This window comes from Pseudomonas siliginis (assembly GCF_024072275.1).
GTDB lineage: Bacteria > Pseudomonadota > Gammaproteobacteria > Pseudomonadales > Pseudomonadaceae > Aquipseudomonas > Aquipseudomonas siliginis.
In genome coordinates, this window is the sequence record NZ_CP099598.1 from 1,929,715 (window position 1) to 1,946,258 (window position 16,544).

The 16,544-nt window shown below is 50.5% G+C and carries 15 protein-coding genes; 6 read left to right on the plus strand and 9 right to left on the minus strand.

Translation table 11 applies throughout. The annotated features are described in order from the left end of the window. The first annotated feature begins 41 nt into the window (after nucleotides 1-41). Nucleotides 42-836 (plus strand): DNA adenine methylase, encoded by a 795-nt coding sequence (locus tag NF676_RS09180; protein ID WP_252887582.1) that lies wholly within the window; start codon nucleotides 42-44, stop codon nucleotides 834-836. A 615-nt stretch (nucleotides 837-1,451) separates the two neighbouring features. On the opposite strand, the gene NF676_RS09185 is transcribed toward NF676_RS09180, so the two are convergent. Further along, complete coding sequence (locus tag NF676_RS09185) at nucleotides 1,452-2,144, minus strand: SOS response-associated peptidase family protein (protein ID WP_252887583.1); 693 nt, start codon at nucleotides 2,142-2,144, stop codon at nucleotides 1,452-1,454. A gap of 95 nt (nucleotides 2,145-2,239) precedes the next feature. Here NF676_RS09185 and NF676_RS09190 point away from each other — a divergent pair, with 95 nt between their 5' ends. The 4 genes from NF676_RS09190 to NF676_RS09205 all read left to right on the plus strand — a co-directional run bounded on the left by NF676_RS09190 (nucleotide 2,240) and on the right by NF676_RS09205 (nucleotide 6,373). After that, a complete protein-coding gene (locus NF676_RS09190) occupies nucleotides 2,240-2,665 on the plus strand; it encodes a LexA family protein (protein WP_252887584.1) in 426 nt (141 codons plus the stop codon). Next, the gene (gene umuC / locus NF676_RS09195; RefSeq protein WP_252887585.1) at nucleotides 2,658-3,935 is read left to right on the plus strand and encodes a translesion error-prone DNA polymerase V subunit UmuC; all 1,278 of its coding nucleotides are present in this window, start codon (nucleotides 2,658-2,660) and stop codon (nucleotides 3,933-3,935) included. Before NF676_RS09190 ends, umuC begins: the two co-directional genes overlap by 8 nt. A 112-nt stretch (nucleotides 3,936-4,047) precedes the next feature. Further along, nucleotides 4,048-5,001: a DUF2971 domain-containing protein gene (locus tag NF676_RS09200; protein ID WP_252887586.1), complete on the plus strand. Its 954-nt coding sequence runs from the start codon at nucleotides 4,048-4,050 to the stop codon at nucleotides 4,999-5,001. 1,207 nt (nucleotides 5,002-6,208) lie between these two features. After that, nucleotides 6,209-6,373 carry a hypothetical protein gene (locus tag NF676_RS09205; protein ID WP_423519803.1) on the plus strand — a complete coding sequence of 55 codons (165 nt, stop codon included), beginning with the start codon at nucleotides 6,209-6,211 and terminating at the stop codon, nucleotides 6,371-6,373. Between the two features lie 51 nt (nucleotides 6,374-6,424). Here NF676_RS09205 and NF676_RS09210 read toward each other — a convergent pair whose 3' ends face one another. The 5 genes from NF676_RS09210 to NF676_RS09230 all read right to left on the minus strand — a co-directional run bounded on the left by NF676_RS09210 (nucleotide 6,425) and on the right by NF676_RS09230 (nucleotide 11,975). Beyond that, nucleotides 6,425-7,267, minus strand: coding sequence for a hypothetical protein (locus NF676_RS09210; RefSeq protein ID WP_252887587.1), 843 nt, complete (start codon nucleotides 7,265-7,267; stop codon nucleotides 6,425-6,427). A gap of 241 nt (nucleotides 7,268-7,508) precedes the next feature. Beyond that, nucleotides 7,509-8,123, minus strand: coding sequence for a hypothetical protein (locus tag NF676_RS09215; RefSeq protein ID WP_252887588.1), 615 nt, complete (start codon nucleotides 8,121-8,123; stop codon nucleotides 7,509-7,511). A 219-nt stretch (nucleotides 8,124-8,342) separates the two neighbouring features. After that, on the minus strand, nucleotides 8,343-8,555 hold the full coding sequence (locus tag NF676_RS09220; protein WP_103369846.1) for a hypothetical protein: 213 nt from the start codon (nucleotides 8,553-8,555) through the stop codon (nucleotides 8,343-8,345). A gap of 232 nt (nucleotides 8,556-8,787) precedes the next feature. Beyond that, nucleotides 8,788-9,225 carry a hypothetical protein gene (locus NF676_RS09225; RefSeq protein WP_252887589.1) on the minus strand — a complete coding sequence of 146 codons (438 nt, stop codon included), beginning with the start codon at nucleotides 9,223-9,225 and terminating at the stop codon, nucleotides 8,788-8,790. 1,295 nt (nucleotides 9,226-10,520) lie between these two features. Further along, nucleotides 10,521-11,975: a hypothetical protein gene (locus NF676_RS09230; RefSeq protein WP_252887590.1), complete on the minus strand. Its 1,455-nt coding sequence runs from the start codon at nucleotides 11,973-11,975 to the stop codon at nucleotides 10,521-10,523. A gap of 659 nt (nucleotides 11,976-12,634) precedes the next feature. On the opposite strand from NF676_RS09230, the gene NF676_RS09235 reads away from it, so the two are divergent. Then, nucleotides 12,635-14,680, plus strand: coding sequence for an acyltransferase family protein (locus NF676_RS09235; protein ID WP_095180811.1), 2,046 nt, complete (start codon nucleotides 12,635-12,637; stop codon nucleotides 14,678-14,680). Between the two features lie 142 nt (nucleotides 14,681-14,822). Here NF676_RS09235 and NF676_RS09240 read toward each other — a convergent pair whose 3' ends face one another. The 3 genes from NF676_RS09240 to NF676_RS09250 form a co-directional block, all read right to left on the minus strand. Next, complete coding sequence (locus tag NF676_RS09240; protein WP_016773770.1) at nucleotides 14,823-15,380, minus strand: Smr/MutS family protein; 558 nt, start codon at nucleotides 15,378-15,380, stop codon at nucleotides 14,823-14,825. Nucleotides 15,381-15,454: 74 nt separating this feature from the next. After that, entirely contained in the window at nucleotides 15,455-15,775 is a 321-nt protein-coding gene (locus NF676_RS09245; RefSeq protein ID WP_041479344.1) for a hypothetical protein, read from the minus strand. A 131-nt stretch (nucleotides 15,776-15,906) separates the two neighbouring features. Continuing rightward, nucleotides 15,907-16,497, minus strand: coding sequence for a cysteine hydrolase family protein (locus NF676_RS09250; RefSeq protein ID WP_016773772.1), 591 nt, complete (start codon nucleotides 16,495-16,497; stop codon nucleotides 15,907-15,909). Nucleotides 16,498-16,544 lie beyond the last annotated feature (47 nt).

Sequence of the window (16,544 nt, forward strand, 5' to 3'; positions counted from 1 at the left end):
CCTAGCACCTGTTTATTCATACAGTAAAGGTCTTGCTCTCAATGTCTACACCCATCATCCCTTGGATGGGCGGCAAACGCCGCCTGGCTGATCGCCTCATTCCGCTTTTTCCGCCACATGAATGCTACGTTGAAGTCTTTGCCGGCGGTGCCGCGCTCTACTTCATGAAGCCCCAGCCATCGCCGGTCGAAGTCCTCAACGACATCAACGGCGACCTGGTCACGCTTTACCGCGTCGTGCAGAACCACCTCGAAGAGTTTGTGCGCCAATTCAAATGGGCGCTCAGCTCCCGTCAGGTGTTCGAATGGCAGAAAATGACCCGCCCCGAAACCCTCACCGACATCCAGCGCGCCGCCCGATTCTTCTACCTGCAGCACCATGCCTTTGCCGGCAAGGTCTCCGGTCAGACATTCGGCACGGCGACCACCGCGCCGGCCATCAATCTGCTACGGATCGAAGAAAACCTCTCGGCCGCGTGGCAGCGCCTGTCCGGCACCTATGTCGAAAACCTCCCATGGCTTGAATGCGCCGAACGCTACGACCGTGCCCACACCTTCCACTACATGGATCCGCCTTATTGGCAGACCGCCGGATATGGCGTGGACTTTCCATTCGAGAACTACGAGCGGATGGCCGACTTCATGCGCCGCTGCAAAGGCAAAGTGATGGTCAGTATCAACGACCATCCCGATATCCGCCGCGTGTTCAAAGGATTCCACTTCGAGACTTTGGACATTCGCTACACCACGACCAACCAGCGACAGGGGAAGGCCGAAGTCAGTGGCGAGCTGGTGATCATGAATTTTGAGCCGGCAGCGTTGGGTGGGCTGTTCTGATCACCAGGGTGCGAATACGGGGCATCCAATACCCCACAGCTGCAACAGCTCGGTGAGTTTTATAAGGAACTCGACAGTCGCCATCAGAAGAATCAGAACATTCATTTTTTATTCTCGCAAAGAAACGTGCCGCGCTTATGGGCGCGGTAGCGGAAAGGAGTAGGTCGATCTGTTTTTAAACTAGATGTTTATAGCGGTATTCGTCAATGGTTGATCGAGATTAATTACGTCTGCTGCTGCGAATTCACTCGGGGAAGTTGTAGTAGGGCTGAATGTGTATGGACCCCCCATCACCTTCATGGTGCTAGGGCTAAGGGTGTATATGGCGGTCGGGGATTAGGGCAATGGGTGTATATCGCAAGCTGGTGTCGGGCAATGGGTGTATATCAATGATCTGACCTATTTTTCGAGTTGGTCCTACATCTGTTTATTACACGCAAAGTGGAAATTACGTACATACGTATGTAAGTAAGGCGTGGTCTTTTTCCGGTCGTGGTAAAGCGAAGTGCTTGTTATTACTGGCTTCGCAAGTAATCGCCACGTCTAAACAGTTAATCTGTTATTTACACGAAAGTTGTAAATCGTGTTGCTAGCAGTCAACGTGCGCAGAGTAGGTTAGCCCGGCGTTGGAGTCACTGCAGCGATGAGCGCAGCCCCTTGGTTGCGAACATTGCCAATCGCTCGATCCACCTTGAACCATTCAAATACATCTGTCGGTTCACCTTGGTGGAGCACCATTTCTTCGGCGCGCTCCTTGGGTGTGGCTGGATCCAGCCATTCACGCGCTAGCTCGGGTGAGAGCGCTACCGGACGCCGGTCATGGATATCTACCATCCCACCGGCACTGTCAGCGGTGATGATTACGAAGCCGTCATGCTCGGTAGGTTCCCGCCCGGCGCTTGGATATTGTCCAATCGCAGCACACAGAATGGGCGACCGGTCCCGGCGGCGAATCAAGTACGGCTGCTTTTTAGGTCCTCCTTCATCCACCCACTCGAACCAGTTATTGATCGCGACGATAGCTCGATGCGGCCAGATGGCACGAAAGAATGGGCCGTGCGCGACTTTCTCTACCCGAGCATTGATGGGGGCTGCACGATCTTTCGCCCAATGGGGCCGCCATCCCCAGTGGACCATGTCTGCATGCAGAAATCCTTCCTCCTGGTGAAAGAGCGCAAGCTGTGTTGTGGGAGCTGCATTGTAGCGTTCGAGCGGCAAATCCCCGATGTGGTTGACGAGCGCGTTGGGCATGCTCAATGCGGCAACGAAGTCGTGGATGCCGCTGTACTGCGAAAGTCGTCCGCACATTGCCCGCCCGCCTATCTGATATTTCCTACAAAAATTGACCGCAAGCCATTCAGAAAGTTAACTGTATATTCGTACAGTTCTGGAAGTCGTGCGTCATGAGTTACTCAATTCTAGGTCCCATCAGTCAGGGCGGCTTGAAGGTGCCGCTGTGTCTCTTCCGAGTCCCGGCCGGCTTTCCTTCGCCGGCAGCGGATCACATCGAAGCGCAGATATCGTTGGATGAGGTGATGAACATTCGTGCGCCGCATGTCTATCTGGTGTCGCTCACCGGTGAAAGCATGCAGGGTGCCGGGATCTACGAAGGGGACCTGGCCATTGTCGATCGATCAATCGAGCCAGCTCACGGCCACATAGTTATTGCGTTGTTGAATAACGAACCCGTGTGCAAGCGTCTGTGCCTTCGCGGTAGCGACGTAATACTGATGTCGGAAAACCCCAAGTATCCGCCACGGTATGTCCTTGAGGGTGATGAGCTGGCAATTTGGGGTGTGATCACCAGCAGCGTGCGCAGCCATGTCTAAGACGCTGCCGGTATTCGGCCTGATCGATTGCAACAGCTTCTACGCCAGTTGCGAACGCGTGTTTCGTCCTGACCTGGCGAAGGTGCCTATCGTGGTGCTGTCGAACAACGACGGCTGCGTCATCGCGCGGAGCTACGATGCCAAGCCCTACGTGAAAATGGGCGAGCCGTACTTCCAGATCAAGCACAAGCTCAAGCAGCATGGCATCGTCCCGTTCTCCTCGAACTATGCGCTATACGGCGACATGAGTGAGCGTGTCATGACGCTGATCGAATCGATGGTGCCGGCCGTTGAGGTCTACAGCATCGACGAAGCCTTCGTCGACCTTACCGGCATTAATGGCCTAGACGCCCTCGGCCGCAAGATCCGCAGCCAGGTGCTGCGCTGCACGGGCATCCCGGTCGGTGTCGGCATCGCTCACACCAAAACCTTGGCCAAGCTGGCCAACCACACCGCCAAGCGCCTGCAGGCGCAAACCGGTGGTGTCGTGAATATTTGCGATCCGGTCAAGCGCGACTGGGTGCTTCGCAACACGGATGTCGCTGAGGTCTGGGGAGTAGGCCGGCGCATGAAAATGCACCTGGATGGCATGGGGATCAAGACCGCCATGGATCTGGCCAAGGCCGACCCGTGGACGTTGAGAAAAAACTTTAGCGTGGTGATAGAGAAAACCGCGCGGGAGCTGGCCGGCACGCCGTGCCTGGAGCTGGACGAGCCGGATCCGCCAAAGCAGGAGATCTGCTGCAGCCGGATGTTCGGCAAAAGACTGAAGGAGTTGCCGCCGATCAAGGAAGCCGTGGCAACCTACATGATGCGGGCATCGGAGAAGCTCCGGGCACAGAAGTCGCTGTGCAAGAAGATCCGCGTCAGCATTCGCACCGGCATGTTCAATCCCGATGAGGCTAAATACGCAAACGGTGTGGTGATCGATCTACCGTACCCAACGGATGACGTTCGGCTCTTAACGACGGCAGCGGTCGATGCACTTGATCGCGTGTTCCGTCCTGGATTCAGTTACAGCAAGGCGGAAGTCCTATTGCTGAGTCTATGCCAGCCGGGTGAATACACGGATGATCTGTTTGCCATTTCTCAACCCACTGAGGCAACAAGGGTGATGGCGGTGTTGGACGAGATCAATGGACGGTGGGGTAGGGGTACGCTCCGGTCCGCGAGTGTGCCGAGCAACCCAGATTGGGGCATGCGGCGGGAGATGATGAGTCAAAGTTACACAACTAGGCTCGATCAGTTATGGATTGTCACTTGCGGATAGCGGAAACGATGTGAATACACCATGATGAGCTAGACAGCATGATATAGCCATTGTGATTAAGATAATAATCGCCCGTTAGAAAATTTAACTGACTTTGATTTGGAAGGACGTAATGTCGAAGGATTGGATCGAAGATTTGATGCGGCTCATGTGTGTGCCACAGCTTCCGTTAGAAAATATACGTGCGGCTCAGGAAATGAAATACTCAAAGTTTCCAACGAGGCTATACAAGTTTCGCGAGGTGAATAAGTATTCACTTGATAATCTAAGGGACGCTACCCTTCATCTCACATTTGCTAGCAATTTTAATGACCCTTATGACTCCGCTGTGGACTTTGATCCTCATTTCGGATCAACCCACGCTGAGCTGTTATTGGACGGAATTGAAGATATTTCCCAAAGTGAACGCTCCGCTATCTTGGACGCTGCAGACCCGGTTCTTGAAGTGGTGAGACTTCTTCTAAGTAGATCGGATGAATTGGCAGAAGTAGATGGAAAGGAATTGCTGGCTATTGCTGCTGTGTTTAAGGAAAGTCATGCAGGTTTTGTGGCTAAAACTGTTAATGAGCTAAACATTAAACTTCAAAATTCTTATAAAATTTGCTCTCTAACTGAGCGCTTAGACTCGCTACCTTTATGGGCTCATTATGCAAATAACCATTCTGGTTTCGCAATGGAATATGACTTCCAAAGCCTACCATTGGAAAGTTTGCTGGGGCTGGCACTTTGGCCGGTAAGGTACAGTGGTGTTTTTAGAGCTTCGGATTTATTGGTTGGAGTCAAAACGAAAAGTGCTTTCAATAATTTGTTCGGAGTAATCGCGGCACTTCATAAATCACCAGATTGGTCCTATGAAGAGGAATGGCGGCTTGTCTTAGCCGATAGCGCTTCGGAGCCACCAAGAAATTATAGAGCGCCTCTAAAGGCTGTATATCTAGGATCAAAAATAAGCGAAAGCGACGAGAGTCTCATAATACAAGAAGCCGCAGTAGCTGGTATTCCAGTATTCAAGATGCGCTTGGTTCAACACGAATTTCGAATGGAAGCAATTCCTAGGGAATTGTAAGGATTCCGAATTTTTGGCTACCGAGTCCGCTGCGTAGGCAAATGTAGATCGTTTGTGAATGGCTGTTACCGGTTGAGGGGGCTCAAATCGCTTTTTGAGTATGACCTGCGCAGATGCAGGGACCGATGTGTCGCAACTGCGAAAGAGCTTCTAGACTAGATTGCCAGGATCAGGGGGGAGGTATCCCTCCCCCCGTCAGCCTAGGAAACAAATCTGTCTAAAAGGCCGCCAACTATAAAAGCTAGCGCCCAAAGACTGACTTCCACCCGTACTGCTTTAGTCTGCAACTTAAACATGGCAATAGCCCTGCGAAGTGCTGACAGCGCTGCCAACTTTTAAGGGTTGGTTATTTATAAAGCGCCTTGCCGGGCGCTTGCTTTTGGCTTACCGCGAATGGCCGCAAGCATCGGCTCGAGTGTTAGAGGTATCCGATCGGCCCAGCCGGGAACGGGCTCGCACACAATCACCTTAAGCGACTTGACGGAGTCGCAGTCAGGAGAGTCACCCCCCTAGGACGTACTCGCTTAGCGAGAATCGCCCTGATCCAATCCTACCCTAGCTGGTTGACCCAGGCTGCGAAATTTCACAGCGATCTGGAAATTTTTGAATCAGAGTCAATAACCCCCGCTGTAACAGCTGCAGGATGGGGAAGCTCATCAATTGATGAAATAGCGTTTTGCTTGTGACTACGCCTGGTGGCACACCCAGATCAGCAAAGCGAAGGTTAAGACTGGAACGGAGAATGATATTGGGAACAAAAGCAGTCGTAGCTGAGGCGATGTAGCAATAATTTTTAAGCAATCGGCGAGGTGCTTCAACATTAGTAGGTACCCAAATCAGTTTTTGAAGTTGAGTTCCCGGTTGATTCAAAGCAACCCAGAGATCGATCTGGAGAAGATGAAGATCTGCCCAGAATCACCCTTGTGGGGCTTGGCGGGCTTGCACCTTGGAATGGGGTGGATGCTAATTCCTGAACGTGTGTTCTGCAATAGTGCGGGAGGTCCGTCGATGGGTAGTGCTCTGACGCCCAATCATCGTCCGGCTGAAATGGGGAAAAAATGGGGCAAATCGTACGCCAAACAATGCCACTCAGTGCCAATCATGCATAAATGCATGCGAACCAAATTGGCGTCCTAACCCAGTAAAGACGAGGGGCAGGGGCCTAAAAGCTGAATTACTCCAACACAATCGGAGTATGGCCGACTTCATGCGGCGCAGCAGAGGCAAGGTAATGGTCAGCACCAATGATCATCCGGGCAGTCTTCGTTTGTTCGATGGCTTCCGTTTCGAGACGATGGGCATCTGCTATTGCTACTCCAATCAGCGCCAGGGTAAGGCCGAGGTGCGTGGCGAGTTGGTGATTATGAACTGAGGGCCTTCCGCTTTAGGGGGAATGTTCTGATTTCGATGCTTGTACAAGTGCCTAAATATCTTTTTCAATTTCTAGGGCGAGTTGAGCTGCGTGTTTAGTATTGTTCATATACGTATTGTGAGAGTTTGGTAGTCGAATGTACGTCGCTAGCGCCTCTCTATCGTTGCGAGCGTTAGATTTATAAAATCCAAATGCGTAGAGTTCTCTTTGTATGGTTTTTAAGTTGTCGGTGGCTTTTCGTGCGGCGTCTTCAGGCCATACGTATTTGGTATTTTTGAACTGCTCTAGTGTTTCAGCCGATGGTTGAATGTGTAAGGTTTGTACCAGTTCTTGAATATCGATTAAGAGGGCGATCAACGCACTTTCATCCGTGGCAGGATTATACAAGACTGTCTTGAAGTCGAATGTCTGTATTCGTAATGATTCGAGAAAATTATTGGTGTTGGGGTCGACGGTTTCTTTTTTAGAATGTGCAGTGAACGTGAAATATGAATAGTTGTTTTTTGGGAATATGCGTCGATATAAGGTTAGTGGGTCGGTAAATCGGCAAGAGCATTTTGATTCGATTTTTTCTAATAGTTTGAAAAATTCTTCTTGGTGTTTTATGTGGTTGTTGAATGTGTTCTGTTTGAGTGTTTCTTCAATTTGTAGATGCGCCTCCTCTGACCGATGAAGTGCTGCTACGATTGCTGTTAGTGGAACAGAAAGGCCTAGGATTGATAAAGGGAATTTATATAATTCGAAGAAATTGTTAATGCAGCCTGATGAAAAGCACATGGTAAAATTATTGTTTGAAATAGATGACGCAACAAATAGCAGCGCGCCAGACATAATTGGCACAAGAAGGGCTGCCCTGAAAAGGGGGGACTCGCCAAGCTTGATAGGTGTCGTCATCGTAGCTCTCTTCGGGTAAGGGTGGCCTCAGGCTACTACGCTGCTTTAATTTGCGCCATGAATGTACTCCGAGATCGGCTGCAAGGTTTAGGGCAAATTTAGGGCAAGTCGTAGCCCGCTATGGGCCGTTTCTGGCCTTGCAGTCGCCTCGAAACTGCCGGTAATTGCGGCCTCTAGCGGGCTATGGAGTGAGCAGGTCGGGTTCGAATCCCTATCTATATCACTCGTTACATCATCCCAGTTACCGCACGTCGCGACTTCCAGCCGGATGCCCGAAAGCGTCGTCGAATGCGAGCTCCGCAATCTGCCGTAACGGTTGGGAGCTGCCCTCCATTCGATGCACAAGTACAAACCACCTGTGGCCGCTGTGAGGTGCCTCATCAATGTTGACCCCGCTCGGCCCACCTTTATCGAGCTTCAAGCAATGAGGCCAGTGAGGCTCATAGAAAGACTTTCCTTCGTTCTTCGGCTTGGCAAGGTAATTGGAGGAGCGCTCTTTGTAGTCCGCGTTGTACTGCGCGTTGAATAAGTGGCTTTGAACACGCCTTCGTACTCCTCCGCATTCGCCGCGGTAGATCGCACGAAGTGTCCCTCGTTGTAGGCTGCAGATGTTTCCGTCTACGGCACGATCTGAAAGGATGACGTAGAAGCCCGCGCCCCTAAACACATGTTTAAGATCTGCAATACTGACGAGGGAGACCAAGTCAATAGGGGGGGATTGGTCTGAAAACTGGTCGGGCACTAAATCGCTGCAGTAAACATTTTTGAATGCGGCAGCAAATGTGGTTCTTATTTTCTTCTTAACAACAGCCATCGAATCCTGGAGTTCCGACTCCATTGCAGAAACGTCGTACATGGTGCTTGTAGATCCTTGTGCTGGTGAGGGCAGGCTTTGGCCTCTCTGTAGTGGTCGATAGAGTTTGGGCAAAAATGGGGCAAACCATAGGCCAAACTATGCCGTTCAATGCCAAGTATGCACTTATGCAAGTGGTCGTTAGCGCCCGTTAAAGCCAATTGCTGCAGGCATTCCACACAGATACACGGCCACACTCCAGCACAATCGGAGTGTGGCGGTTTAGAGACGTTTGCTTCGGAGCTTTGCCAAGCCCTGCTTTATGTGTCCGGCATTCTCTCCAATCGCCCACAAGGCCCCCCGGACGTTGTCGCCGACCTCGGCCAAACCTTGCTGTTCAGCATGAAGCGTGAGCTCCATCAAGGCTGCTTCCAGACCGAGCTGATTCTGGTACATCCTCTCCAGCACGTCCGATAACGAATATTCGTCTGCCATAGCATCGACTCCTGTCGAAAAAGAAAGAGCATAGTACCGGTACTGCGCTTTGTGGGCGGTAAACGATGCATGCTTAGAAATTGCTACAAAGCATTGTGGTTTCGAGGGATGAGCCAGCGTGGCCGCGGGGCAAACGAGGGGCTACGCCCAATCCATCATCGGAGCCAGCCAGCGGCCGCTTTCGGCCAAAAGCTGCCCTTCGTGAAGGAGAGAGATCGACCCATAGCTGTCATTAAATTGAGGTAACGAAGCGGGTTTCTAGGCCTACACTTACTGGCGGTAGCGCATTAATCAATACGACGGCATCGTCGCCCTGGTTAAGGTAGATCAACGAGTCACCGGTCTCGAACGTAACTCTGAATCCGGCCAGCCAAGGCTCTTGTCCGTTGAAAGAGTCAAGAATTCCCTCAACTGCGCAAATTTTTGTGTTCTCAAGGTGGGTTGCTGACAGATCCGCAAGCAGGTTTTCCCTCTTCCAGGAGCAGGTCACGTTTGGCTCTATCTCGAAGGGAGCCGGCGTATCAGAAGGAAACAAGTCCGCACCTACTCTCTCGCCATCACTCAAGAGATACATGGATAGAACTTCTCCTTCGCCAAAACGCCACTCTAGAGAACCTATGTCTCCCAGACCTTTCTCGTCGTTGAAATAATACTGGTCGTGCAGCAGCACGCTCAGCCGTTTTCCCAAAAGCGAACGTGCGTTCTGCAGGTCTAGGACAGCTCTTGTAGGGGATGGGGAGTGTCGGCTAGACATCGGCATCTCATATAGGTAGGAAGAGAGGCAGATACTACACAAACGCCATTACGTCCGCTTCTGGCCGATAGCCGCCATTCGATTTACGGTCAAGCGATGATTCAACAATGAAAAAGCCCCGCATCATGTCAAACAATGCGGGGCTTTTTCGACGTATGCCGGATATGAATCCCGTACCAATCTCTGTACCAATGACTCGGTATCAGCGTGAAATTCTGGGTTTTCCTCGGTGCTAACTCCCTGATTTCATTGACCCTGAGAACCTACTGAATACCCCTAAACATGGCGGTGTAATTCTGTTCCAGTGTCACAGAGCTTTATTCCGTATGGGTTCTAGAGGAGGGACGGTTCCTGTCAGTACCAATCAGGATTTGGTCAAGCGCCCCGGCTTCGCTTCAGTCATGAATGTGATTGATCCAACGGGCATAAGTCGAAGCGGCATTTGCACGCTACGGCCAAACTGATTCGGGATGAAATCGAGGTTCATGCATGTCATGGGGCTTATGGTAGCGTAAGTATGCACGTAGTTGTATTGCCAGTTGGCCCTGATATTGAGTGCAGCAGGGGCCGCTTGGCTGCTGTTGCCAGTCATTCTTGCGTGTTAGACAAACTCAAAAATCTTGATTGGCAGCCCGAACACGGTAATCACTCAGCGCTTATAGGTGGGACATTGGATATTTGCGCCTCAATGACCACGATCGGCTTGTCGGAGAAGCGTGTCGTCATGCACCTGACTGGAGCGGCGCAAGCCGGGGGCGGACATCCGTGTGAGGTTCCCGCGACCCCTTGTGGAAGAGGTGGCTGTTGCACATGGGGGGCACTAGGTCTGCCAGGGGCGCATTGCGTTGCGCCCTCGGTCGAAATTGCAATCCCTGCGGAGCTTTAGCCGATTCGTGAGTGTCACCTTTCAGGGCAGGGAGACGCACCAGGATACCGACGGCGGAGTATTCGAAGCGATGAATTCTGACGAAGCTAAGCCCCTGAATAAAGGTTGGCCTTGTCTAGAACTGTGCCACGTTCCGCTGACAATCATTGAGGCAGCCCTCTTGAGGTCTGGGAAGTCTTACGACGGGATTGCGGCTCTCGGTAAAAGGACCGCGCTCGCGAGCGTGCGCCCGGCTCGTTGTTCAGTTCCCACGATTTTCCTTTAACGGAATCAGTCAACTGATGTGATCGGCGCTTCAATTGAACATAGAGGCTAAAGAAATACGTTATTCAAAATATTCCTTTTTGATAGCTGAATTCGGATGTTGCACTGACTCTCTAGCGCTGTTATAAAAAGACAAGACTAATGTCAAATATATTACTACAGCGAGCAATGCTTCCTTAGTGCTAAATTTATTCTTCAGATTTTTTGAGAAACCGTAAGAAATGGCGCAATAGCCTATCAAGTGAAATGGTAGGAAAAATCTGGTTTCTATCGCGCCTGGTGTGATCGCCAAAACAGGTAGCAACAATAAAACGAGCCAAGTGACTTTTGACAGTATTTGAGGCCAAGGATTTCGGCCCGTTTCAGATCTGGCAACCACGAGTACTAAGAAAAATGCACCTAGTACAGACAATGACAAGCTCGTAAAAGAACGGAAATTTCTATCCTTTGATGATGTTGATGTGTACGGGTCCGGATCTCTGACATCCATACCATTGATGAAATGCTTGGTATAAATTTGCAAAAACGAAAGCGGGTGATTGACAATGGCAGTAAGGATTTTTGGAACAGTAATAACGCCTTCGCCAAGATTTGCATTTTCAAATAAACGCTCGCCCAAAGGGTCTATGTAATAAATCGGATATATACCCCCGGTTTCTGAGTTGTATCCAGTCTCATACCTTTGTATGGTAACTCCCCACTTTAACTGATTGGCGTACAGCGAAGTATTTTTGTTATCCGTTATGACAAATGGTGACGGCGAGTTCAGGTGTTTAAAGTTGATTATTATCTGTGGCAACGAAGCAAAAGTCGCTCCGGCAATAAAAGAAGCTGTTAGCAGAAGTTTTTCGATGTGACTGTTTTTCTTCAGTAATAATGCCGGGATGATTGGGATTAAAATTAGTAATGGGAACAAATATATTGTTCTAATGTTGTAGGCGCCATAAGCGGTGATGCCTGCTAAAAACAAAAATAGAAACGATGAGGCCAGGTTTTTCTGTTTAGACGCTCTTAAGGCTAGGTAAAGGCTCGTCACGATCATGCATAGCGCCGGGAGATCACTTAGCGGATAGGCCATTAGACCTGGAAAAAATATCGCAACGAGAAGTGGTGGAAGTATTCGGCGGGAGATCGAGAGTTTCCCTCCGATAAGTCGTGTGAATACATAGGGTAACAATGTGGAAAAAATGTAGGAGAACAGTAGCGCTTGTATGACATAAAATCCAATGTAGCCGGACGAGGGCCACGAATTCGCTATAAATCTTGGAATGGCGAGCACCAGAGGATAAAAATATCCTCGCATGGTTTTTGGAAAATCCAAGTCTAGAATGAAAGAGCTGTAATGCCAGTAGGCGTTAGCATCGCCAACGAATTTAATAGCGCCTATGCAGAATTGGGTGGTGAAAATAATAAGTAAAGTTAAAAAAAATGCAGAAAGCTCTTCATGGTGCTTAAAGGCTTTAAGCATGGTTTTGATTTTAGAAGTATGTGGTTTCTTGTAACTGCCAGTGTCCATTCTTAATTTCCGGATGTTTTAATTTTAAACTCTGTAACGTGCTCGAGCTTTTAGGTGTTGGGCATGTGCTGGTAAATTCTACAGCATAAATTTCGGATTTATCGACCTACCATAAGTTTTGCCTGGAGCTTTTCTTTCTGAGGGAGGACGAATCGTCGCTTAGCAGTGCATGAAATGTTTCTCTCCGTACGCAGGATCCGATGCAGGTGGCCAAAAACTGGCCTGAGAGAAGAGTTGGTGGTTTGTCCTCATTTTTGTCAAAATAGATCAGCGCATCCAGAGAAAGCCGCTCGGGGAGCTGAATGTCCGCAGGTCTGTGCTCGAAACCGAGCGCGCTCAGTGGGTGGAGGAACAGCACTATGAATTTTGCTCGTGCAAGCCGCTCCTGTGATCATATTTCGCCGCAGATGCGAGGTGATCGATGGACAGGTGTCTAATAATCGGCCGACTATCAAAAGCAAAGTGAAGCTCACGCGGGTGTTGGAAGTTAGTGCTTCAAGCGTCTGCAATCATGTGCAGGGCGGTTGGGCGCCGTTCGGAATTGGTTTATCTTGAATTTTATTGGAATTTATTTCGTTCGGAAAGTACAATTCGCCAATTTTTTAGCCTTCGTTTTACAGCGCGATGTGCTGCTAATTATTTGACAAGGAAATAATTTAATGGGTTCTAGTGCTGCGCAAAATTTGAGTTCAAAGGAGGCTTTGTCGGAGAGGGAGAATAATCTTTATGTTCGACCTTTAAGTTATCGTCCCGATATCGATGGGCTGCGAGCGCTCGCAATTCTTGCTGTAGTTATATATCACGCGTTCCCGACCGTGCTTGCGGGTGGGTTTGTAGGTGTAGATATATTTTTTGTGATTTCCGGGTATCTGATATCCAATATTATATTCAAGGGTGTATCGACAAATAGTTTCAGTGTCTATGATTTCTACGTGCGGCGTGTGAGGCGTATATTCCCAGCGCTCCTGATAGTTCTGCTTTCGTCGTTTATCGCAGCCTGGGTGATCATGATGGGGGCAGAGTTTAAAGTTCTCTGCAAGCATATGATCGCTGGTTTAAGTTTTGTTCAGAATTTAATGATGTATTCCGAGTCGGGTTATTTTGACGCAACCGTTGAGACTAAACCTCTCATGCATTTGTGGTCATTGGGCGTCGAAGAGCAATTCTATCTCTTTTTCCCAATTTCTATAATCGTTCTTTCCAAAGTCGCATCTAGGTTGGCGTATGCAATAGCGGTAACATTCGTTGGCCTATGTTCATTTGGATTCGGCTTGCTTTATATCTCCGACACACCAGCGGGCGTTTTTTTTCTACCTCAATACCGGGTTTGGGAGTTACTGTTTGGTAGCTTGTTAGCTTACAATACGGTGTTCGGATCGCCCCATTCGTGTAAAATTCGATCTCAGGTTCTTCGTAATGCGGCCTCGTTTGTGGGTATAACATTCGTCGTTACAGCAGTATCTATTATTGATAAAAATAAACAATTTCCTGGTTATTGGGCGCTGCTTCCCGTCATAGGCTCAGCACTATTAATATTTTCAGGGCCTGACGCTTGGATTAATAAAAAAGTATTGTCGTCACGCTTCTTGGTCTTTATTGGCTTGATCAGCTATCCGCTCTACTTGTGGCATTGGCCGATATTCTCTTTTACTTACATTTTTTTCTCAGGCACACCCGACTTCCCACTGCGCAGTGCTATGGTAGTTTTATCTGTAGTTCTCGCATGGTTGACCTATAGGTTTATCGAAATACCTATGCGCCAAAAAATATCCGGTCGCACAGCGTTCAGACTTCTGATCTGCGGGGCTCTGGTGTTTATAAGTATTGGTGCGGCGACCATTTCTAAAAATGGGTTTCCATCTCGTCAAGACGAAAGAGAGCAGTTCGCGGAGTACTTTGCAAATGTAAAACCTGATTGGCAATATTTTATGAAACAGGACATTCCTGGTAAGTTCAGGTACGATTGTGACTGGTACAATATGGATGCTTTTCTCAAAGGTTCAGCCACAAATATTCCAGTTTCCAATATTGCAGAAAAATGTTTCAAGTCAGACAAATCCAAGAAGCTTGTTTTTTGGGGGGATTCACACGCGCAACAATATATTTACGGAGTGACACACGAGTTACCTAAAGAGATTGGGGTTCTCAGTGTGGCTACTTCCGGTTGTTTGCCTAACCTTCCGGAAATCGACGCTTCAACTACTGAATATTGCAAAAAATCCAATAAGTTTGCGATTCAGACGATAAAGGATCAAAGGCCTAATGTGGTAATTATAGGTCAGGTACTCTGGCACGATGTCTCCGCCAGTCTCCCTCAACTCGCGACTGCATTGACCTCCTACGGCGTCAAGCATGTAATTGTTATGGGCCCAGTCCCGTTGTGGGACGGGAGGCTTAATCAGATCATATTACAGAGACATTGGGAGTCCACGCCGACTTACTTAAAAGATGGCGTCGTCCAGCATGTTCTTGATTCCGAAGCTGTGCTCAAAAGCAAGTATGGCGATGGGCAGGGTGGATTTCAGTATGTTTCGATGATTGACCTGTTGTGTACTGATAAAGGATGCAGAACTTATTTAGGTTCTGATCGAAAAACTGGAATGACTACATTTGATAATAGCCATCTATCTCCAGTTGCTTCTGTTTATGCTGCGCAGACGACGTTGGTTCCGTTGATAATGAAAGATATCGCAGAAGATAAATAGTTAGTACTTTTTTAGCCGGGCCCGCAGATATGCGGGCTTTTTACTATTGCCTTGGCTTTCTAGAACCGGGGTATGATTCTGTTCTAGATCTATCGAACTATCTGTGGAAGTTTTCGCAGCCCGCAAATTTGGTGTAACGCAATTATTCGTCGCGACCTTCCATCATCGTCCGTTTCAGCATCACATAAACCGCGCCGGCGCCGCCGTGACGGGCCTGGCAGGAGCAAAAGCCGAGGACTTGGGCGTGCTGGCGCAGCCAGGTGTTGACATGGCTTTTGATCATTGGCCGCTTGCCATCGAGGCGCACGGCCTTGCCGTGAGTCACGCGCACGCAGCGGATTTCGAATTTGGTCGCCTCAGCGAGAAACGCCCAAAGGGTTTCGCGGGCCTTCTCGACACTCATGCCGTGCAGGTCGAGGCTGCCTTCGAACGGGATCTGCCCGACCTTGAGCTTGCGCATCTGGCTTTCCTGCACGCCGTCGCGGGACCACATCAGTTCGTCTTCCGGGCCGACGTCGATCACGAACTGGTCGGACAAGCCATCAATGATAGTGGTGTCGCTGCGCACGGTGGCGGACTGACGCAGCTTGGCGATCTGCGCGCGGTCAGCCTTGGGTTTGCCGGTGTCGGCGCGGTCGTGCTTGATCGGCTTGACGCCCTGGATCGCACTTTTGAACAGAGAAAAATCGTCGTCTTGCATGTCAGCCTCCGCGAAGGGCGGCCAGTTTACCCAAGTCGACAGAAAACGGCCCGGCAAAAAGCCAGGCCGTTGGGTCAGTCGTGTTTTTTCATCAGATGCGGGGCCATGTTCAGTTCCCGCGATTGCCGTGCGCGACGGCGGCAGCGGCGCCACAGGGCAACGCCGAAATACAGAAACAGCAAGCCGACGGCGAGCATGATTGCCGAGCCCAGCGGTGATGCGTTCAGGTCACCCAGCGCCGGCGGGCGGCCGAGCAGGCTGGCTGCCCCGGCCATCGCCAGCAGCACGCCGAACGTCGCCAGAATGGCCGAGATCGCCGCGCCAAATCGAAAACGCCAGTTGCTTTGGCCTTTGGGCCGCAAACGGCGTGCGTCAAATCCATCGGATAACTTCATTCCGACCTTCCTCAATGGTATCGGCCCTTCGACCGGGAGTTGACCGGGTTGTTCCTGAGGCTATGGCATTTGCGGCAAATCAGCGGATATAGCGGATGAGCGGCGCCAACGCACCGCTCGCAAGGGCAGGATCAGATCAGGTCCTGAGTCTTGGCCAGCGTGGCGAAGTTGTCGGCCATGATCGCCATTTCCGCTTCCTGCACGCGTTCGGCGCTGAGCACGCCGCCCTTGAACGGCAGATCGCGGGTCGCGCAGGCGTCTTCGACCAAGGTGCAGCGGAAACCGAGGTTTTTCGCCGCGCGCACGGTGGTGCTGACGCTGGAGTGACTCATGAAACCGCAAACGATCAGGTCCAGCGAGCCGAGGTTCTGCAGGCGCTCGAGCAGTTCGGTGCCATGGAACGCGCTCGGCAGCAGTTTGCCGATAATGGTTTCATCACCCTGTGGTTCCAGACCAGGGATGAACTCGCCACGTTCGCCCTGCGGGTCGAACAGGCCACCCACGGTGCCGAGATGACGCACGTGCACGATCGGCCGACCGGCGGCACGGGCTGCGGCAACCACTTGTTTGATGTTCGCGACGGCCGCGTCCATGCCGCTCAGGGCCAGCGGGCCACTGAGGTATTCCTTCTGGGCATCGATGATGACCACGGTGGCATGGCTCAGTGTGGCCGCTGCGTAACCGCGGCCGCTGAGTTGAAACATCGTTTTTGGAACGGACATTCTGGGGCTCCTCGGGGTGGGGCTTTTGCGACATTGTCCTCTGGCTG